Source organism: Sphingomonas sp. SP2, from assembly GCF_058313385.1.
Genome location: NZ_JBZFLD010000001.1, coordinates 1783439 through 1804636 on the forward strand (window position 1 = coordinate 1783439; position 21198 = coordinate 1804636).

Annotated in this window: 11 protein-coding genes; 9 read left to right on the plus strand and 2 right to left on the minus strand. The window is 68.2% G+C overall.

Features of this window, described 5'->3' with window-relative positions:
- Positions 1-32: 32 nt before the first annotated feature.
- Positions 33-3335 carry a TonB-dependent receptor domain-containing protein gene (locus AC4GYU_RS09055; protein ID WP_491086561.1) on the minus strand — a complete coding sequence of 1101 codons (3303 nt, stop codon included), beginning with the start codon at positions 3333-3335 and terminating at the stop codon, positions 33-35.
- 320 nt (positions 3336-3655) lie between these two features.
- Between AC4GYU_RS09055 and AC4GYU_RS09060 the strand changes: the two genes are divergently transcribed.
- From AC4GYU_RS09060 to addB, 5 genes are read left to right on the plus strand one after another with little or no spacing between them, the layout of a single operon-like run.
- Positions 3656-5995 carry a sensor histidine kinase gene (locus tag AC4GYU_RS09060; protein WP_491086562.1) on the plus strand — a complete coding sequence of 780 codons (2340 nt, stop codon included), beginning with the start codon at positions 3656-3658 and terminating at the stop codon, positions 5993-5995.
- A complete protein-coding gene (tsaE, locus tag AC4GYU_RS09065; RefSeq protein ID WP_491086563.1) occupies positions 5995-6444 on the plus strand; it encodes a tRNA (adenosine(37)-N6)-threonylcarbamoyltransferase complex ATPase subunit type 1 TsaE in 450 nt (149 codons plus the stop codon). Before AC4GYU_RS09060 ends, tsaE begins: the two co-directional genes overlap by 1 nt.
- The gene (locus AC4GYU_RS09070) at positions 6417-7427 is read left to right on the plus strand and encodes an aminoglycoside phosphotransferase family protein (RefSeq protein WP_491086564.1); all 1011 of its coding nucleotides are present in this window, start codon (positions 6417-6419) and stop codon (positions 7425-7427) included. The genes tsaE and AC4GYU_RS09070 overlap by 28 nt, the downstream gene beginning before the upstream one ends.
- A 3-nt stretch (positions 7428-7430) precedes the next feature.
- Positions 7431-8195, plus strand: coding sequence for a nucleotidyltransferase family protein (locus AC4GYU_RS09075; RefSeq protein ID WP_491086565.1), 765 nt, complete (start codon positions 7431-7433; stop codon positions 8193-8195).
- Positions 8182-11100, plus strand: coding sequence for a double-strand break repair protein AddB (gene addB / locus AC4GYU_RS09080; RefSeq protein ID WP_491086566.1), 2919 nt, complete (start codon positions 8182-8184; stop codon positions 11098-11100). The genes AC4GYU_RS09075 and addB overlap by 14 nt, the downstream gene beginning before the upstream one ends.
- Positions 11101-11118: 18 nt before the next feature.
- Here addB and AC4GYU_RS09085 read toward each other — a convergent pair whose 3' ends face one another.
- Positions 11119-11268, minus strand: a complete 150-nt coding sequence (locus AC4GYU_RS09085) for a hypothetical protein (RefSeq protein WP_491086567.1) — start codon at positions 11266-11268, stop codon at positions 11119-11121.
- Between the two features lie 86 nt (positions 11269-11354).
- Between AC4GYU_RS09085 and addA the strand changes: the two genes are divergently transcribed.
- The 4 genes from addA to putA all read left to right on the plus strand — a co-directional run bounded on the left by addA (position 11355) and on the right by putA (position 21139).
- On the plus strand, positions 11355-14774 hold the full coding sequence (gene addA / locus AC4GYU_RS09090) for a double-strand break repair helicase AddA (protein ID WP_491086568.1): 3420 nt from the start codon (positions 11355-11357) through the stop codon (positions 14772-14774).
- Complete coding sequence (gene trxA / locus AC4GYU_RS09095; RefSeq protein ID WP_491086569.1) at positions 14771-15088, plus strand: thioredoxin TrxA; 318 nt, start codon at positions 14771-14773, stop codon at positions 15086-15088. Before addA ends, trxA begins: the two co-directional genes overlap by 4 nt.
- A 192-nt stretch (positions 15089-15280) precedes the next feature.
- Positions 15281-18001, plus strand: coding sequence for a preprotein translocase subunit SecA (secA, locus tag AC4GYU_RS09100; RefSeq protein ID WP_491086570.1), 2721 nt, complete (start codon positions 15281-15283; stop codon positions 17999-18001).
- A gap of 9 nt (positions 18002-18010) precedes the next feature.
- Positions 18011-21139, plus strand: a complete 3129-nt coding sequence (putA, locus tag AC4GYU_RS09105) for a bifunctional proline dehydrogenase/L-glutamate gamma-semialdehyde dehydrogenase PutA (RefSeq protein WP_491086571.1) — start codon at positions 18011-18013, stop codon at positions 21137-21139.
- The last annotated feature ends 59 nt before the right edge of the window (positions 21140-21198 follow it).

Consider the following 21198-nt stretch of genomic DNA (forward strand, 5'->3'; position numbering starts at 1 on the left):
GGGACGGCCTCTCCTTGCGATGCGGCTGAGGCTTAGAAGCTCAGGCCGGCACCGGCGTAGAAGTAGCGACCGGTCGGGCCGTACGGGCTGCCGGCTTCGAGGCCGGTCAGGTCGTACGGGGGCCGCTCGTTGGTGATGTTGTCGACGCCCATGTAGAAACGATAGGTCTTGTTGACTTCGAAGTTGACGCGACCCGAGTGGGTGATCCCCGCCGGATACCAACGGAACGGACGGGCGTCCGGGTTGGTCGGGCCACGGCCCTGGTGGGTGAACTGGGTTTCCCAGGCCAGGATCGACTGACGGCCAACATAGGTGCCCGAGTAGCTCAGGTCGATCACGCCGAAGTCGAGGCCGGCATTCCAGCTGGCCGCCCACTTCGGATCGCCCAGACCCTCGTCGATCTTGTCCGAACGGTCAGGCTGCGTGAGGTAGGAGAAGTTCTCCGACTTGCGCAGGTAGCTGACGATGCCGCGGAGCGAGAGCGTCTTGTTGCCGAAGATCTTGCGACGGTAGCTGGCGTCGAAGTCGACGCCCGACCGGACCAGCGCGGCGAAGTTGTACGGCTGGTTGATGAAGGCCGGGCCGACGAACGGCAGGTTGTCCTGCAGCCGGTTCTCCAGGCGACGGGTCGTCTGGCCGGTGAAGGTGCCGTTCAGGATCGGATCGGTGCTGGTCCGGCGGAAGATCGCCGAGCAGAACTCGTTGTCGATGCCGGTCGGATCGTCATAGCAGCGATTGAGGATCGCCTGGCCGGTGAGGCCCGAAATGACGTTCTTCACCTTGATGTCGTAATAGTCGATCGTCAGCGCGAAGCCCGGGAGGAACTCCGGCTCGAACACCGCACCGACCGTGTAGCTGTCGCTGGTCTCCGGCACGAGGTTCGGGTTGCCGCGGTTGATGCCCGAGACGCCCGAGCCCGGGACGTTGGTGAACGGACGGGTGACGACCGTGCCATCCGACTGGGTGTAGGTGACCGTGGTCGGAACGCCCGCCGCCGCGCAGTTTGCAGCACGCGCCGGATTGGCGGTGATGTTGTTGCTGGCGTTGGTGCCGCCGGGCTGATCGCACGGATCAGTCAGGCCGTTGGCGAAGGTCTCGGTCGACGCCGCGAAGGCGTCGCTGAGGTTCGGCGCACGGACCGAGCGGCCGAAACCGGCGCGCATGCGGACACCGCGGACCGGCGACCAGAGTAGACCGGCGTTGTAGGCGTTGACGCCGCCGAAGGTGTTGTAGTCCGACCGGCGGGCCGCACCCTCGACCGTGAGCTCACGGAAGAAGGGGACGTCCTTGACCAGCGGAACGCGAAGTTCGCCGAACACTTCCTTGATCTTCTGCTTGGGCGGCAGGAAGGGCTGGAAGGCGTTCAGGAAGGTCTCGCCGCGCTGGGTCCGCTCGTCATAGACCGACTTGGCGGTCTCGCGGCGATATTCGCCACCCACCGCGAAGCCGATCGGGCCGCCCGGAAGCTCGAAGATGCCTTCCGAATCGCCCGACAGGTAGCCGGTGATGTTGAGCTGGCTGGCGCTCTGGCGACGCGACGAGGTGTAGAGGACATAGTCCTTCGCCGCCTGGCTGGCGTTGCCGCGACCGAACAGGTTGATCGGAACGCAGGCCGGGTCGTTGTTGGCGGTGTTGGTGCTGGTCACGCCGCCGACGGTGATCGTGTCCTGCGTCGAGTTGATGAAGCAGACGATCTGGCCGGTGGCGGTGTCGCGCACCGCGTTCGCCGCATTGTTGAAGTTGTTGACGATGACGTTGCCGCCCGTCTCGTAGAAGGTCTTGGTCTTCCCGTAGTTGACCGCGACTTCGTAGCGCAGGTTGCCGGTCTGGCTGAGATCGCCGCGGAAACCGCCGACGATGCGATAGGTGTCGCGGCGGTGATCCTCGGCGCGGGTGCCGAGGTCGTTGTTGAAGCGCAGCACGCTGAAGGTGGTGCCGGTCGGGTTGATCGTCAACAGCTGGTTGCGCGCCTGCGCCGACAGGAACGGGTTGTTGATGCTGAAGGTCGACGACAGGCGGCCGCTGGTGAAGGTCGGCTGGGTCGACTGCTGGGTCGCATTGACCCGCACCCACTTGGCTTCGAGGAACGGCTGGAAGGCCGTGCTCACGTCACCGTTGAGGAAGATGTTGCCGACGATGCGCTCCAGGCCCGGGAGGAGCATGGCGTCCTCGAGGCCGGTCGCCGAAAGGCCGCCGAACACGCCGCCACCGATCGAACGATTGTCGAAATAGGGGATGTCGGGCGCCAGCGTGCCGTCGGGCAGGAAAGCATAGTTGCGGGCGATGCGGCCGCCGGTCGGAGTCAGCTGGCCGGTGCAGGCCGCCGCCACCTGGGCGGCGTTGGTCGCCGTCAGCGCCGGGCAGACCGTCGAGACATAACCGCCGGTCGAGATGTTGCCGAAGGTGATGCCCGGGATCGAGCCGCCCTGGTTGTCATAGAAGCTGGTGTTGGGAATGCCGTCGAAGTTGCGGTTCGGGGCATTGGTGATCTGGGTCGTGTAGAAACCCGACGGGCCGGTGTAGGCGCCGAGGTATGGACGGTCCGAATAGAAGACCTCGTCCGAGTTCGAATATTCGGCATGGGCCGTGATGTTGAAGCGGCCGTCGGCGAAATTGTGGCCGGCGACGATCGAGCCGAACACGTTCTCGCGGTCGCCATAACCGGAAATGCCGGCCTGGGCGCGCAGGCGGACGCCGGTAAAGTCCTTGCGGAGGATGAAGTTCACGACGCCGGCGACGGCGTCCGAACCGTAGACGGCCGAGTTGCCGCCGGTCACCACGTCGACGCGCTCGAGCAGGTCGACCGGGATGGTGTTGACGTCGACCTGGGTGCCGCCCGGGGTGGCGGTGACGTGACGGCGGCCGTTGACCAGCACGAGGGTGCGGACGGTGCCGAGACCGCGAAGGTCGAGCAGGCTGAGGCCGGCGGTGCCGATCGAGGTGGTCGAGTTCGCCTGGCTGAAGGTCGAGCGGAGCGCCGGAAGGTCGTTCAGCGCGTCGCCGAGCGAGACTTCACCGCGCTGCGACAGTTCGGCGGTGCTGATCGAGGTGATCGGAACCGACGAATCCAGGTTCGGGCGGCGGATGCGCGAACCGGTGACGACGACTTCGCCGGTCCCGGTCTGGCTCTGCTCGGCTTCGGCCGAGGTGACGGGCGCGGGCTTCTCCGGGCACGCTTCGCCGGCGGGCGGGACGGTGCCGTCGTCGCACTGGACAGCCGGGGTGGTCGACGTCGTGGTGGTCTGGGCAGCAGCACCGGTGCCGAACGCAAAGGTCGCGCCGAGCAGAACGAATGTGTTGAGCGCGGTCGCGCCGAGCAGGCTTGTCTTCCTCATGAGTCCGAGATTCCTTCGAGGGGGATGGCAAAATCCGCGGACCTTGTTCCCGGCTCGTTGGGCAAAGACAATGTTACGGGGGGCGGGTCTGTTTTCTTCCCGTTCATCTGTCACAGAAATGCAACATCGGACTCAAGCGTGTTGTTAACCTGGATTAGTTTTTGGGTCAGAACCGTAGTGGATACAGTACTTAGCCAACGCCAGCCGCGCGGATGGGGTGGGTGCAGAGCCTGCCGGACTAGGCGGATTCGCTGCTTGTTAATGGCCTGCCCTTGCCTGCACGCGGGGCCATTGTATCGCAGGCGGGTGAGGGGGCGTCGGTGATCCGAATCTGGGACCAGGACATGGTGCAGGCAGCAGCGCTGGCACTTGCCGCTCTGTGGGTCCCGGTCGCCGTCTTCCTCTCCTGGCGTGCCGTCCGCCAGAGCCGCCGGGCCCGCGAACTGGCCGGCCACGCGCGGGCGATCGGCGCCTTGCTGGCAAGTGCGCCAAGCCGGCCCCTGTTGATAACGCCGGACCGAAAGCTCGATTGCGAGCCGTCGCTCCTTCGCGAGCTCGGCAACCCGGGGGCGCAGGTCTTCGCGGACCTCTCGAGCGACGGCGCGATTGCGCCTGCCGACTTTGCCGCCCTCGAGCATGAACTCCCGGCCGCAGCGCTGGGCCCGGGGCGGATCATGCACACCGTTCGTGTCCAGTCGTCGGGCCGGCTGTTCGACGTTCGCGGCGGTCCTGCGCCGCCTCCGTCGCCGCCCGGCTCGGTCCTCCTCTGGATCGCCGATTGCAGCACCGCCGAGGGAGCCAGGGCCCGCACGGCCGAACAGCTTACGGCGACCGAGCAGGCGCTCGAAGCGCTGACCCAACTGATCGAGGCCGCGCCTTTCCCGATGTGGGTGCGCGACAGTGACCTCGGCCTCGCGCTGGTAAATCGCGCCTTCGTCGACGCGGTCGAGGGAAGCTCGGCCAACGAGGTCGTCGCACGCGGCATCGAACTGATCGAGGAAGGCGCCCGCGCAGGGGCGGCCGACGCGCTCGCCGAGGGCAAGCCCGTGGCTCGTGTCCGCCCCGCGACCATCGGCGGCGAACGCCGCACCCTGCGCCTCGTCGACGTCCCGCTCCCGGGCGGGGCCGTGGCCGGCTATGCGGTCGACATCCAGGAGCTGGAGGATGCCCGCGGCGATCTCCAACGCTATGTCGAAAGCCAGCGCGAACTCAGCGACCGAATGACCGCGGGCGCCGTCCAGTTCGACCCCGACCGCACCTTGTCCTTCTACAATACGCCGTTCGCCATCCTGTCGCAGATCGAGACCGAGTGGCTCGACGAGGCTCCCGAGTTCGACCGCCTGCTCGAGCGGATGCGCGAGAACCACCGCCTTCCCGAAGTGCGCGACTTTCCCGAATGGAAGGCCGAGCGCCGCGGCTGGTTCACCAGTGCCGAGGAACTGCACGAGGAAGAATGGATCCTCGCCAATGGCGACCATCTCAGGGTGGTCGGTCAGCCGCTTCCCGATGGCGGGCTTCGGATCATCTTCGAGGATCGTACCGAACAGGTCCGCCTCGCCAGCGCCCGCGACACCTTGCTCCGGGTGCGCACCGCGACGTTCGACAATCTGTTCGAGGGCGTCGCCGTCTTCGCGTCCGACGGCCGCCTCTACCTCTGGAACCGGCGCTTCGGCGACTTCTGGAACCTCGACGAAAGCTGGCTCGCCGAGCATCCGCGCGTCGACGAACTGGTCCCGGCGTTCGCTGGCCGCCTCGTCAATCCGACCGCCGCCGCAAGGCTGCGCGAGCTGGTCCGCGCGGCGACCACCGAGCGCCGGGCAGAACGCGGCCGCCTCAGCCTTGCCGACGGCCGCCAGTTCGAATTTGCCGCCGTCCCGCTGCCCGATGGCAATGCGCTCTTCACCATGGTCGACGTGACGGACTCGAGCCGGATCGAGGCCGCGCTTCGCGAGCGTGCCGAGGCGCTCGAACAGGCCGACCGAGTCCGCACCGACTTCGTCGCCAACATGAGCTACGAATTGCGCACCCCGCTGACCTCAATCGGCGGCTTCGCCGAGATGCTCCGCGACGGCTATGCCGGGGATCTCAGCGGGTCGGCCCGGGATTATGTCGCCGCGATCCTCGAATCCGTCGCCCGCCTGTCGCGCCTGATCGACGACGTCCTCGACCTCACCCAGGGCGCCAAGGGCGATGTCGTCCTCGAACGCGAGCGGGTCGACCTTGCCGGTCTTGTCCGCAGCGTCGCAGAGGGCATGGAGGGCGCGGCCAAGGCCAAGCGCCTGCGCTACAAGGTCGTCATCGGCGAAGGGACGGGCTCACTGCAGGGCGACAGTCGCCGCCTCCGCGAAAGCGTCGAGCATGTCCTTCGCAATGCCATTGCCTACACCGACAAGGGCGAGGTCCGGCTGGTCACCCGCGGCGACGAGCAGGGCGCCGAGATCCTCGTCAGCGACACCGGGCCCGGCCTCGCGCCCGAGCATCAGGCCCGCGTCTTCGAGCGCTTTACCCGCTTCGGCGAGAGCCGCGGCGAGGCGGCGCTAGGTCTCGGCCTGCCGCTGACCCGCCAGTTCATCGAGGCGCACGGCGGCACGGTCCAGCTGTCGAGCACGCCGGGGCAGGGGACGAGCGTCCTCATCAGCCTGCCGCGAGGCAATCGCTGATGTGGCTCCTCGACGAGCCGGCCATGGCCCGGGCGGGTGAAGCACTCGCGGCACAGCTTCGGCCTGGCGACGTGGTGCTGCTGTCGGGGCCGCTCGGCGCCGGCAAGACCACGCTCGTCCGCGGCCTGCTTTCGGCGCTCGGGCACGCGGGCGAGGTGCCATCGCCCACCTTTGCCATCGTCCAGCCTTACGACCGGACGCGGGTCCCGGTAGCCCACGCTGACCTCTACCGGATCGAAGATCCCGCGGAACTCGAGGAGATCGGGCTCGACGACATGCTTTTCGACGGCGCGATCCTGGTCGAATGGCCCGAGCGCGCGGGTGCGGCGGCCTGGCCACAGGCCTTGCGCCTGTCGCTGGCCATCGCAGACGACGGCCGCCGTGCCTTGACTTGGAAGGTGCCGGGGGCATGGGAGGGGCGATGGCCACCGGCGCAGCTCCCAGCATGATTCCCCCCGCTTCGGCGGATGACTTCCTCGCCCGCGCGGGCTGGCACGGAGCGCGGATCAGCCCGCTTGCTGGCGACGCCAGCTTCCGGCGCTATTTCCGGGTCCATCATGACGAGCATGGCGCCGCCGTGCTGATGGACGCACCCCCGCCACACGAGGATCCCCGGCCGTTCGTCGCGGTTGCCGAATGGCTGTGCGGCCATGGCTTCAGCGCGCCCGACATCCTCGCCCGCGACCTCGACGCCGGGCTGCTGTTGCTTGGCGACTTCGGCGATGCGCGGCTGCGCGAGACGCTCGACGACCTCCCGGCGCGCGAAGAGGAATTATACGCGCTGGCGACCGACCTGCTCGTCGACCTTCACCGGCATTCGCCGATGGACGGCCTTCCGCCGCATGGCCTTGCCGAGTGGCTGGCCGAGGTCGACCTTTTCCCCGAATGGTATGCGCCCGCAGTCGGGATCGAGGTCGATCGCGCTTCCTATCGCGCCGCGTGGGAGGATGTGCTCGCGCCGGTCGCCGCCGATGGCCTCGGCCCGGTTACCGTCCTTCGCGACTTCCATGCCGAGAACATCATGCTTGTCGGCGGACGCGAGGGAACCCGGCACCTCGGGCTCCTCGATTTCCAGGACGCGCTTGCCGGTCATCCCGCCTACGACCTCGCCTCGGTGCTCGAGGACGCGCGGCGTGATGTCGATCCCGCGATCGAACGCCTGATGCTCGACCGCTACAAGGCCGCGACCGGGCAGGGCGACGGGTTCGAACATGCCTATTGGGCGCTCGCCGCGCAGCGCAACACGCGCATCCTCGGCGTTTTCTGCCGCTTGTGGAAGCGCGACGGAAAGCCCGGCTACCGCCGCTTCCAGCCGCGCATGTGGGGTCTCCTTGAGCGTGACCTCGCCGCCCCGGGGCTCGCTCCGGTCAAGGCCTGGTTCGATGCGAACGTGCCCGCTTCGGCCCGTGCCGCCGCCTGGCAGGAGGGCTGAGCCATGGACGGACAGGTTCGCCGCACCCTTCGCATCCGCCCCGACATCTCGGCGGCGGTCCCGCGCACCGCGATGGTGATGGCCGCCGGCCTCGGCAAGCGAATGCGCCCGCTGACCGCGACCAGGCCCAAGCCTTTGGTTGAAGTCGCCGGAAAGCCTCTGCTCGACCATGTCCTCGACCGCCTCCGCGCCGCGGGCGTCGAGAAGGTCGTGGTCAACGTCCACTATCTCGCCGACGCGCTCGAGGCGCATCTCCAGGCGCGGGTGAAGGATCTCGAGGTCGCGGTCAGCGACGAGCGCGAGCTGTTGCTCGAGACGGGCGGCGGCCTCGTCCGCGCCCGGCCGCTGATCGACTGCGATCCCTTCCTCGCCGTCAACAGCGACAATTTCTGGGTCGACGGGCCGAGCGACGCGCTGAAGCTGCTCGCCAGCCAGTGGGACGCCGAGCGGATGGACGCGTTGCTCCTCCTCGTCCCGCTCGCCCGTGCCGGCAATCACAGCGGTGTCGGCGACTTCCACATGGATCGCGACGGCCGTCTCCGCCGCCGCGGCAAGGCGCGCGTCGCGCCCTTCGTCTACACCGGCATCCAGCTGATGGCGCAGCGCCTGCTCGACGGCGCCCCCGACGGGGCCTTCTCGACCAACATCCTGTGGGACAAGGCGATCGAGGAAGGCCGCTGCTTCGGCACGGTCCACCAGGGGCTGTGGTTCGACGTCGGCACGCCGGGCGCGATCCGGGCAACCGAGGAAGCCCTTGCCCGCGAGTGAGGCGCCTTTCCCGGGCGTCTATTCCATCCCGGCCGAGGCAAGCTTCGCCGACGCCCTCGCGGTCGAACTGGTCAGGCGCCATGCCGGCGACCCGCTGTCGCTGGCCCGCGGGCGGATCCTGCTTCCCAATGCCCGTGCGGTCCGCTCGGTCACCGAGGCCTTCGTCCGCGCCAGCGGCGCCGGATTGCTCCTCCCGCGGCTGATCCCGATCGGCGATCCCGCGCTCGACGAGCGGGTCGGCGGCGCGCTCGATCCGCTCGGCGGCGATCCCATCGCACCGGCCATCGATCCGCTGACCCGGCAGGCCGAACTCGCCGCGCTCGTGCAGGCGGAGCGGGGGACGGGCACGGCCGAGAGCTGGCGGCTTGCGGGAGAGCTTGCCCGGACGCTCGACCAGCTGCTGATCGAGGATCGCTCGCTCGCCGACCTGCGCGATGCCCTCGGTCGCAATGCGGAGCTTGCCGCCCATCAGCAGAAGGCCATCGATCAGCTGGCCGTGCTGCTCGACCGATGGCCACGCCGGCGGGAGGAACTGGGCGGGATCGAGCTGACCGAGCGGCGCAACCTGCTTCTCCAGGCGACCGCGCGGCGCTGGCGGGCCAATCCGCCGGCAGGCTTCACCGTCGCCGCCGGGATCACGACTGCGGCCCCGGCCATCGCCGGGCTCCTTTCGGTCATCGCGCGAAAGCCGGATGGCGCGGTCGTGCTTCCCGGCCTCGCGTCCGAGGCTCTGATGCCCGAGGAGCAATGGCAGGCGCTCGGCGGCGATCGCGAAGGCGACGCCCGGCCCGAGCCGACCCATCCGCAATATCATCTGAAGCTGCTGCTCGAACGCATGGGGGTCGGTCGCGCCGAGGTGAGAGCATGGCCCGCGGCCAGCGCCGCGCCCGACGGCCCGCAGCGCAGCCGGGCCGCCGCGCAGGCGCTGACGGCGGCTTCCTTCAGCAACAGCTGGAGCATGCTTTCGGACGAGGAACGGCGGATGGAGAATGTCCGCCTGGCCGTCCTTCCGGATCCGGCGACCGAGGCGCAGGCCATCGCGCTTGCGCTCCGCCAGGCGCTGGAAACGCCCGAGCGGACCGCGGCGCTGGTCACGCCCGATCGCCAGCTCGCGCGGCGGGTCGGCGAGCATCTGAAGCGGTGGGGGATCGAAGCCGACGATAGCGCGGGTACGCCGTTGTCGCTGACCGCCCCGGGCGCCTTCCTCCTCGCGCTGGTCGGCGCTTCGGCCGAACGGCTCGCGCCCGTCGCGTTGCTGGCACTGCTCGGCCATCCCCTGGTGAACGCGGGGGACGAACGGCAGAAATGGCTCGATGACGTCCGGGCGCTCGACCTCGCGCTGCGAGGACCGCGTCCGCTGCCGGGCCTCGCCGGTGTCGAACGGGCCGTTGCCGACAAGGTCGCCGAAGGCCGCCCTCGCGGTCTTGCGGAAGCCTGGCAACGGCTCCGTTCCGCGGCCAAACCCCTGGAAGACCTGCTGGGCCCGGGCACCAGCCTATCGGCGCTTGCCGCGGGCCTTCGCGACATCGGCACGACCTTGTGCGGCGAAAGCCTCTGGAGCGGTCCGGCCGGGCGGGCCGCCGCCGACATGCTGGCCGACATCGAAGCGTCGCCGAGCACTGCGCGGCTCAGGCTCGGGCCCGACGACGCCTTGCCCTTGCTCCGCACGCTCCTCGACGGGGTCGCGATCCGGCCGCCTTATGGCCAGCATCCGCGGGTCCGGATCCTCGGCCTGCTCGAGGCGCGCCTGATCAAGACCGACCTGATGATCCTGGCAGGCCTCAACGAGGGCGTCTGGCCGGCACCGCCGAGCCCGGACCCTTGGCTACCGGTCGCGGTTCGCCGTGCGCTCGGACTTCCCGGCGCGGACCTGCGGATCGGTCTTTCCGCCCACGATTTTGCCTCGATGCTCTGTGCGCCTGAGGTGCTGCTGACCCGCGCGCGCCGCGACGGACGCTCGCCGACCGTCAGCTCGCGGCTGCTGCTCCGGCTTGAGGCGCTGACCGGCGGGCTTCCCCGGCACGAGGCGCTCGAAGCGCTGGCGATCGCGCTCGACGAACCAGAGCGCGAACAGCCCGCGACCCGCCCGGCGCCAAGCCCGCCGGCCGCTCAACGTCCCCGGCGGATCCGAGTCACCGACCTCGACCGGCTGAAAGCCGACCCCTTCTCCTTCTACGCCAAGGCGATGCTTCGGTTGCGCCCCTTGCAGGACCTCGGCGCCGAACAGGATGCGGCCTGGAAGGGCACGATCGTCCATGCCCTGTTCGAACAATGGTTCGACGAGGATCAGTGCGCTCCGGCGCGGCTGCTCCCCCGTGCTCGCGAGCTTCTGGCCCGCGACGACATCCACCCCCTGATGCGTGCGCTTTGGGGACCGCGCTTGCTCGAGGCGATCGAAGCGCTTGCCGAGGAAGAGGCGGCCAACCAGGAGCATGGACGCCGGCCTGGCGGGGCCGAAGTCGACGGTGAGGCCGAGATTGCGGGGGTCAAGCTGATCGGCCGTGCGGACCGGATCGATCGCCTGGGCTCGGGCGAGCTTGCGATCCTCGACTTCAAGACCGGCAAGCCGCCCGCCAGGAATCAGGTCGAGGCAGGGTTTGCCCTGCAGCTGGGCCTGCTCGGCCTGATCGCCGAGGCCGGGGGTTTCGCAGGGATCGATCGATCCCCGTCGCAGCTCGAATATTGGTCGCTGGCGAAGAAGGATCGGAGCGATCGCCGCGGCTATGTCGAGGAAGTCGGCCCGGCCGACCTCATCCTCGAGGAAGCCCGGCGCCACTTCAGCGAGGCGGCCGCGCGCTGGCTGACCGGCAACGAACCCTTCTCCGCCAAGCTTCAGCCGCGCTTCGCCCGTTATGGCGACTACGACCAGCTTATGCGGCTCGAGGAGTGGCTGGGGCGGAGCTGACCCCGCCCCGGCAGAGGCTTATTTCTTCTTCGACTTGCCCGAGCGGGCGTAGAGGAGCGCGGCGACGAGCGCAGCCGAGCCCACGCCGACGGCGATCCCGGCCTTGAAGTTGCGGCTCTCGCCTTCCTTGGCGTTGCCGTTGCCCGTCTTCTTGCTGTCGTCCGCCACGTGTCGCTCCTTGGTGAATGGGATCTCTTGCCGCGCCCCATAAACGCATGGCGCCGCCCAGCGGAAGCGTTATGAACATAACGTCCATGTCGCGTCCCTCTGCCCTGAAGCTGCTCGACCCCGATCAGGCCGCGGCGGCCGACCCGTTCATCCACGCCTCGCTCTCCGCCAGCGCGGGAACCGGCAAGACGCAGGTGCTGACCGCCCGCGTGCTCCGGCTGCTCCTCGAGGATGCGTCGCCCGAAAGCATCCTCTGCCTGACCTTTACCAAGGCGGCGGCGGCCGAAATGGCCGAGCGTGTCGGCGGGCGGCTGGCCCACTGGGTCGGGCTCGATGACGAGGACCTCGGCGCGGAACTCGAAGCGCTCGGGGTCACCCCGACGGACACCATGCGCGCCCGTGCCCGGCAATTGTTCGCGACCGTCCTCGACTGCCCGGGCGGGCTTCGAATCCAGACCATCCACAGTTTCTGCCAGACCCTGCTCGCGGCCTTCCCGACCGAAGCGGGGATCAGCCCCGGCTTCCGACCGGTCGAAGGGCGCGAGGAGGAAGCGCTGATCGAACGCACGCTCGCCAGCCTCGCCGAACAGTCGGCCCATGGCGACGGGGCGTTCCTGGCCGATCTCGAGATGCTCGCCGCGCGGCTCGGCGAGGGCGATGTGCGCAAATATCTGCGGCGCTGCGCGGGTTCGGTCGAGGGAATGGCGCGCTTCGACCGGCTCGAGAATGTCGAGCGCAACCTTCGTGACCTGATGGGCCTTCCCGAGGACAGCATCGAGGATTTGGTCGCCGCGCGCTGCTCCGACGACGAATTTGACTGCGATACGCTGCGAACGCTCGCCGAGACCTATCGCACCTGGGGGGCGAAATCGGGTGTCCCGATCATCGCGGGCATCGAGGAATGGCTTGACCTTCCGCCGGGACAGCGCTGCCGCGACCTCCGTCGCTTCGCGCATGCGACCGTCCTCACCGGCAGCGGCAGTCGCCGGTCGGTCAAGAATCTCGTCAAGCACTGGCCCGACGTCCAGGAGGAATGCGACGCGCTCTGCGAGAAGGTCGAGGAATTGCTCGCCCTCCTGCGCGGTAACGCACTGGTGCGGGTTCTCGCGGCCGGGCTTCGCGCGGGCAAGCGCTTCGCCGATGCCTATGCCGCGGCCAAGCGAGCCGAGGGCGTCGCCGACTTCGACGACCTCATCCGCTGGTCGCGCAATCTTCTTGCGCAGGACGGTATCGCCGAGTGGATCCGCTTCAAGCTCGACCGCCGCACGGACCATCTCCTGGTCGACGAGGCGCAAGATACGAATGAAAGCCAGTGGGCGATCGTCAAGGCGCTGACCGAGGAATATTGGAGCGGGCAGGGGGCTGGCCCCGAGCATCGTACGCTTTTCATGGTCGGCGATTTCAAGCAGGCCATCTATGGCTTCCAAGGCACCGATCCGGCCGAATTCGAGAAAGCGCGAACCTATTTCCGCGACGCGGCCCTTGGCGGGCCGATGCCGTTCAGGATGCTGTCGATCAGCCGCAGCTTTCGTTCGGCGCAGGCCGTGCTCGACGTCGTCGACATGGTGCTCGGCCAGCTCACCCACGACCGGATCGGGCTTCCCGAACCCGCCGAGCCGCATCGCAGTTTCCATTCGGCCCGCGCCGGCCGGGTCGAGGTTTGGCCACCCTTCGCGCATGCTTCTCCCGAGGAGGAAGACGATGCCGAGGAGAAATGGGAAGACGAGGCGCGTCGCCGATACGCGAGCCACCTTGCCGACTGGATCAAGGCCGAGATCGATCGCGCGCCGATCCTCGCTTCGACCGGGCGGCCGCTGAGCCCCGGCGATATCCTCGTCCTCGTCCGCAGCCGCGCCAATCTCGCGCCGTTGCTCGTCTCGCGCCTGTTCGAGCGAAAGGTGAGGACCGCCGGGCTCGACCGACTGGTCCTGTCCGAACCGCTTGCGGTCCAGGATCTGCTCGCCGCCGTCCGCTTTGCGGTCCAGCCGCTCGACGACCTCACGCTCGCCAATCTCCTCGTTTCGCCGCTCCTCGGATGGAGCCAGGACGACCTCTACGACCTTGCCGGGCCCGAACGGCGTCGTCCCCTGTGGGAGGAGCTCGGCCACCGCGCCGACGAGCGCCCGCATTTCCGTGCCGCGCGCGATACCTTGGTGGATCTGCTGCGGATAGCCGGTTTCGCCGGACCCCATGCCTTTCTCGAGCGGATCCTGTCGGGGCCGATGGACGGGCGCCGCAAGTTGCTGACCCGCCTCGGCCGGCAGGCGCGAGACCCGATCAACGAGCTGGTCGCCGCCGCCATCCAGTTCGAGGGCGGGGAGCCCGTCACGCTCCAGCAGTTCCTCGCCTGGCTGTCGCATGGCGCGCTCGAGGTGAAGCGCGATCCCGAAGGCCGCGGCGACGCCGTCCGGATCATGACCGTGCATGGCGCCAAGGGGCTGGAGGCGCCGCTCGTCATCCTCGCCGACGCCACCGCCAACCCCGACGAGCTAGGCGGCAACAGCCCGATCCTCGACGTACCGAGCAGCGCCGGGCGCTTTCCCGTCATCCGCCCGCGCAAGGACGAGATTTCGCCGCCCTTCGACGAGGTGCTCGCGGCCGAAAAGGAGCGCGACCGCCAGGAGCATTTCCGCTTGCTCTATGTCGCGCTGACGAGGGCGGGGGAGCGGCTGATCGTGTCCGGCCTGAAGCCCGCGAAGAAGAAGATTTCGGACGACAGCTGGCACAGCGTCGTCTCTGCCGCGATGCAGGCCGCAGGGATCGAGCCCGACGCGGCCGGGATCCTTGCACATGCGACAGGGGAAAAGGCGATCACCGTGGTGGACGCGCCTCCGACCTCGGCAACCAGCACGACCGTCCCGCCCTGGGCTGTCGCGCAGGCGCCGGCAGAAGCGAAGCCACCGCGCCCGCTCGCGCCCTCGCACTTCACCGCCGACACCGACAGCAGCCCGCCGCCGACCCCCGAACTGGCTGCGGCGGCCGAGCGGGGCCGCCTGCTCCATGCGCTGTTCGAACGGCTGCCCGCGACCCCGGCGGGCGATCGTCGCCAGGCCGCTTTCGCCTGGCTGCAGCAGTCGGCCGGGATCGGCGACGCAGCGCTCCGCGGCCAGCTGGTCGATACTGCGCTCACCATCATCGAAGCGCCCGAACATGCCGAACTCTTCTCGCCGGCGGCACTTGCCGAGGCGCCGATCGCGGCGACGCTGGAGGACGGGACCGTGGTGGTCGGCACCGTCGATCGCCTGCTCGTGACCGACACGGCGGTGCGGGTGGTCGACTTCAAGACGGGCCGGCGGGTGCCGAGGAGCGCCAGTGACATTCCCGAAAGCCACCGCCGCCAGATGGTCGCCTACGGCCGGGCGCTTCAGGTCATCTTTCCCGGACGCCGTGTCGAACTGGCACTGCTCTACACCGAGGCGCCCTTGCTGGTCCTTGTGCCGCTTGTCGGTGTCGGCTCCCCGACCCATATCGGCAGTCAATCGAATCAGGAGTCGCTTTTCCCATGACCAAGACCGTTACCGACCAGAGCTTTGCCTCCGATGTGCTCGGCGCCGACAAGCCGGTGCTGGTGGATTTCTGGGCGGAATGGTGCGGGCCGTGCAAGATGATTGCGCCGGCGCTCGAGGAACTCAGCCAGACGATGGGCGAGCAGGTCACCATCGCCAAGCTCAACATCGACGAGAACCCCGACACGCCGGGCAAATATGGCGTCCGCGGTATTCCGACGATGCTGCTGTTCAAGAATGGCGAGCCCGTCGCGCAGAAGGTTGGTGCGCTTCCCAAGAGCCAGCTCGCCGCCTGGCTCGAAGGCGTCCTCTAGGCTGGTCCCCGGCGAAGGCCGGGGCCCGGTGTTCTTTGGCGCCGGCCGTGAAACAAGCCGGTCTCCGGCTTTCGCTGGAGAACGGCGCGGTCTGATTGACTACCCCCGACCCCAACCCTACATCGCCCGGCACTTGAAAACGCTCGCGCGCGGGCGTGTGAACCCTTGCCCACGCGCCCCAAAGGAAGTCTGATGCTGCAATCGCTGGCCAAGTCGCTCTTCGGCTCGAGCAACGACCGTTATGTCGCCAAGCTCCGCCGGATCGTGGAGGCGATCAACGCGCATGAGCCGACCATCTCGGCGATGAGCGACGAGGAATTGTCGAACCAGACAGTGCTCTTCCGCCAGCGGCTGGCCAACGGCACCAAGCTCGACGACCTCCTTCCCGAGGCCTTCGCCACCGTCCGCGAGGCCGCCAAGCGCACGCTTGGCCAGCGCCACTACGACGTCCAGATGATCGGCGGCATCGCGCTTCATCGCGGCGAGATCGCCGAGATGCGCACCGGTGAGGGCAAGACCCTCGTCGCGACGCTCGCGACCTACCTGAACGCGCTTCCGGGCAAGGGCGTCCACGTCGTCACCGTCAACGACTATCTTGCCAAGCGCGACGCCGAGTGGATGGGCCAGGTCCACAATTTCCTCGGCCTCACCGTCGGCGTGATCGTGCCCAACCTCAACGAGGACGAGCGCCGCGCGGCCTACAATGCCGACATCACCTACGCGACCAACAACGAGCTCGGCTTCGACTACCTGCGCGACAACATGAAATATTCGCGTGAGCAGATGGTCCAGCGGCCGTTCAATCACGCCATCGTCGACGAGGTGGACTCGATCCTCATCGACGAAGCCCGCACCCCGCTGATCATCTCGGGCCCGACCGACGACAAGAGCGACCTCTACATCTCGGTCGACCGCCTCGTGAAGCAGCTTGGCGAGGGCGACTACGAGAAGGACGAGAAGCAGCGCAGCGTCGTCCTCACCGAGGAAGGCACCGAAAAGGCCGAGCGCCTGCTCGAGGAAGCCGGGCTGATCGAGGGCCAGAACCTCTACGACATCGCCAACACGCAGGTGGTCCACCACCTTAACCAGGCGCTCAAGGCGAACACCATGTTCCGCCGCGACATCGATTACATCGTCAAGGACGGCAAGGTCGTCATCATCGACGAATTCACCGGCCGCATGATGGACGGCCGGCGCTGGTCGGACGGCCTTCACCAGGCGGTCGAGGCCAAGGAAGGCGTGGCGATCGAGCCCGAGAACCAGACCCTCGCCTCGATCACCTTCCAGAACTATTTCCGCATGTATCCGAAGCTGTCGGGCATGACCGGTACCGCGCTCACCGAAGCGCCCGAATTCTTCGACATCTACAAGATGAACGTCGTCACCATCCCGACCCACAAGGCCATCAGCCGGATCGACGAGGACGACGAATTCTACAAGAACATCAACGACAAGTTCGCGGCCATTGCGAAGTCGTTGAAGGAGAAGCAGCAGTTGGGGCAGCCCGTCCTCGTCGGCACCGTCTCGATCGAGAAGTCCGAACTGCTCAGCGAATATCTCCACAAGGAAGGCGTCGAGCACGCCGTCCTCAATGCTCGCTTCCACGAGAGCGAAGCGCATATCGTGGCGCAGGCGGGCCGCCTCGGCCGCGTCACCATCGCCACCAACATGGCCGGCCGCGGTACCGACATCCAGCTCGGCGGCAACGTCGAATTCCGGGTCGAGGACGAGCTCAAGGACATGCCCGAAGGGCCCGAGCGCGACGCCGCCATCGCCCGCATCCGCGAGGAGGTCCAGGCCGAGCGCGAGGAAGTGCGCGAGCGGGGCGGGCTGTTCGTGCTCGGCACCGAGCGCCACGAGAGCCGCCGCATCGACAACCAGCTGCGCGGCCGTTCGGGCCGCCAGGGCGACCCGGGCCTGTCGCGCTTCTACCTCAGCCTCGACGACGACCTTCTGCGCATCTTCGGCCCGCAAACCGCCTTCGCGCGACTGATGGAGAAGAACCTCGAGGACGGCGAGGCGATCGTCTCGCCGTGGATCTCCAAGGCGATCGAGACCGCCCAGAAGAAGGTCGAGGCGCGCAACTACGACATCCGCAAGCAGGTCGTCGAATTCGACGACGTGATGAACGACCAGCGCAAGGTCATCTACGAGCAGCGCGCGGAGATCATGGATGCGGCGCACGTCTCCGATGTCATCACCGACATGCGCGGCGACACGGTCGAGAGCCTGATCAATGCCCATTGCCCGCAGGGGACCTATCCCGAGCAGTGGGACGTCGCCGGCCTCAAGGAGAGCCTCGACGAGGTCCTCGGCCTGCAGCCTGCGCTTGACGACTGGCTCAAGGAAGAGGCCGTCGACCAGGAGCTGCTGATCGAGCGGATCGGCGCCATGGCCGACGAGGTCATGGTCAACAAGACCAGCGAGGTCGAGCCCGAGCGCTGGCAGGAGGTCGAGAAGAACATCCTGATCCAGACCCTCGACCACCACTGGAAGGAGCATCTCGCGACGCTCGACGCGCTGCGTCAGGTCATCCACCTGCGTTCCTATGCGCAGAAGAAGCCGATCGACGAATATAAGCAGGAAGCCTTTGCGCTGTTCGAGCGCTTGCTGGTCGCGATCCGCGAGGACGTGACCAAGACGCTGCTCCGCGCGCAGGTCGCGCTCGAGCCGCCGCCGCTGCCCGAGCTTCCGGCCTTCCTCACGCAGCATCTCGATCCACTGTCGGGCTTCGACGATACCGCCGACCTCGACGCCGCCGCGCGCGGGCTGCTGGGATCGAACGGGCCGATGCTCAACATTCCCCAGCCCGACCTTCCCGAAGGCGCGCTGGCCGAACCGATCAGCCGCAACGCGCCGTGCCCCTGCGGCTCGGGCAAGAAGTTCAAGCATTGCCACGGCCAGCTGGCCTGAGGCGCTGACATGAACCTGTCCGCGCCGGTCCGCGCCGCTTCGCTCGACCGCTCGGCCGTCCGCCGGGACTATCGCCGGGACGAGGAAAAGGTCGTCGCGGAACGGCTCGAGCAGGCCCGGCTCGGCCCGGCGCGCGAGCGCGAGGCGGAAGCCATCGCCCGGGCGCTGGTCGCCCACGTCCGGTCGAGCAAGCCCGCCGGGCTCGATGCCTTCCTCAAGGCCTATGATCTCGGCTCGGAAGAGGGCGTCGCCCTCATGTGCCTCGCCGAGGCGCTGCTCCGGATTCCCGACAGCGAGACCGCCGACGAGCTGATCCGCGACAAATTGTCCGGCCCCGACTGGTCGGACAAGCTCGGCGACAGCCACTCGCCCTTCGTCAACGCCGCGACCTTCTCGCTGCTGCTGACCGGCAAGGTGCTCGACGCGGCCGAGGATCGGACCGTCAGCTGGAAGGCCGCGCTCGGCCGCGCCGTCGGGCGTCTCGGCGAGCCCGTCATCCGCACCGCCGTCGGTCAGGCGATGAAGATCCTCGGCGGCCAGTTCGTCTTCGGCCGCACGATCGCCGAGGCGCTCTCCCGCGCCGCGCCCGAGCGCAAGAAGGGGCTCAGCCACAGCTTCGACATGCTCGGCGAAGCCGCCCGCACCATGGCCGACGCCGCTCGTTATGCCGAAGCCTATCGCGGGGCGATCCGCCGCATCGCCAGCGAAGCGGGCGAGGGCGTGGTCCGCTCGCCCGGTATCTCGGTCAAGCTTTCGGCGCTGCACCCGCGCTATGAGGCGCTGCACGCCGAGGAGGCCAAGGCGTTCATCCTGCCGGTCCTTCGCGAACTTGCCGCCATGGCGAGCGGGGCCGACGTCCACCTCACCATCGACGCCGAGGAATCCGACCGTCTCGAGCTGCAGATGGACTGCCTCGAAGCCCTGGTCGCCGAAGACAGCCTTTTCGCCAACGGCTGGACCGGCCTCGGAATCGCGCTCCAGGCCTATGCCAAGCGCGCGCGTCCGGTAACGGAATGGGTCATCGACCTTGCCCGCACGCACCGCCGAAAGCTGATGGTCCGCCTGGTCAAGGGCGCCTACTGGGACAGCGAGATCAAGGTCGCGCAGGTCGGCGGCTATGACGATTATCCGGTCTTCACCCGCAAGGTCGCGACCGACGTCTCCTATCTGTCCTGCGCCAAGCTGATGCTGGCGGCGTCCGACGCCATCTATCCGGCCTTCGCCACGCACAATGCGACCACCATCGGCGCAATCAAGGCGCTGGCCGGCACTACCCCGTTCGAATTCCAGCGCCTCCACGGCATGGGCGAGGAGCTTTACGAAGGCCTTGCCAAACTCGAGCGTGAGATGGGTCAGCCCCAGACCCCGGTGCGCATCTACGCGCCGGTCGGCAGCCACAAGGAATTGCTCGCCTATCTCGTCCGGCGCCTCCTGGAGAATGGCGCCAATTCGAGCTTCGTGAACCGCATCGCCGACGCCGAGGTGCGGGTTGAGGAGCTGACCGGCGATCCCGTCGCGCAGCTTGCCGCCCTCCAGCCGCGACGCAATCCGGCCATTCCGCTTCCCGGCGAGATGTTCGGCAGCGCCCGCGCCAACAGCTCGGGCTGCGACCTTAGCGACCCGACCATCCTCCATTCCCTGCTTCGCCGGCTGGCCGAGCTCGAGGTGAAGCGCTGGACGGCCGGTGAGGGGAGTGGTCCGCGTCATTCGATTACCGCCCCCTTCGATCACCGGATCGTGGTGGGTGAGGCGATCGAAGCGACCGACGCCGAGCTGGATGCGATGCTCCGCCGCGGACATGCCGCGCAGGGACCGTGGGACGCGCTCGGCGGTGACGCTCGGGCCGACCTCCTCGATCGCACCGCCGACCTGTTCGAGGCGCACCGCGAGGACTTCTACTCGCTCTGCATCCGTGAGGCGGGCAAGACCCTGCCCGACGCCATCCTCGAGGTGCGCGAAGCGGTCGACTTCCTCCGCTATTACGCCGCCGAAGGCCGTCGCCTGTTCACGGTCGCGCATCGCCTGCCGGGACCGACCGGCGAGCTAAACGAGCTTCGGCTCCACGGCCGCGGAGTCTGGACCTGCATCAGCCCGTGGAATTTCCCGCTGGCGATCTTCACCGGCCCGGTCGCCGCCGCGCTTGCCGCGGGCAATGCCGCCATCGCCAAGCCTGCCGAGCAGACGCCGCTGATCGGCGCGCTGGCGGTTCGCCTCATGCACGAGGCGGGCATTCCTGCCGACGTCGTCCAGCTCGCGGTCGGCGACGGCAAGGTCGGCGCGGCGCTGGTCTCTCACCCGCTCACTGCCGGAGTCGCCTTCACCGGCTCAACCGGCGTCGCCCGGGCGATCAACCGCAGCCTTGCCGACCGCGATGGCCCGATCGTCCCGCTAATCGCCGAGACGGGTGGGCAGAATGCAATGATCGTCGACAGCTCGGCGCTTCCCGAGCAGGTCACCCGCGACGTCGTCGCCTCGGCCTTCCAGTCGGCCGGCCAGCGCTGCTCCGCCTTGCGCGTCCTGTTCGTCCAGGAAGACGTCGCCGACACGATGGTGACGATGATCCGCGGCGCGATGGAAGCGCTGACGATCGGCGATCCGCGCCTGCCGACGACCGATGTCGGTCCGGTCATCGATGCCGAGGCCAAGGCGTCGCTCGATGCTCATGTCGCCGACATGCGCGCCGCCGGCCGGATCGTCGCCGAGCTCGCCCTGCCTGCTGACAGCGAGAAGGGCAGCTTCGTCGCGCCCGTCATCGCCGAACTTCCAGACCTCTCCGCGCTCACCGACGAGCATTTCGGCCCCGTCCTCCACGTCATCCGCTGGAAGGCGGGCGAACTCAACCAGGTGATCGACCAGATCAATGCGACCGGCTTTGGCCTGACGCTCGGTCTGCAGAGCCGGATTGATACCGTCCACGCCCAAGTCGCTGCCCGCGCGCGGGTCGGCAACCTCTACGTCAACCGCAACCAGATCGGCGCGGTGGTCGAGAGCCAGCCATTCGGCGGAGAGGGCCTGTCGGGCACGGGTCCCAAGGCCGGCGGTCCGCATTATGTCGCGCGCTTCGCGACCGAGCGGGTGACCTGCGTCGACACGACGGCGGCGGGCGGAAACGCGACCCTGATGGCGGCGATCGACTAGCCTTTCGTCCAGCCTGAACAGGAATGGCCGCGGTGCGTTCAGCCGGAAACGTTCCGGAG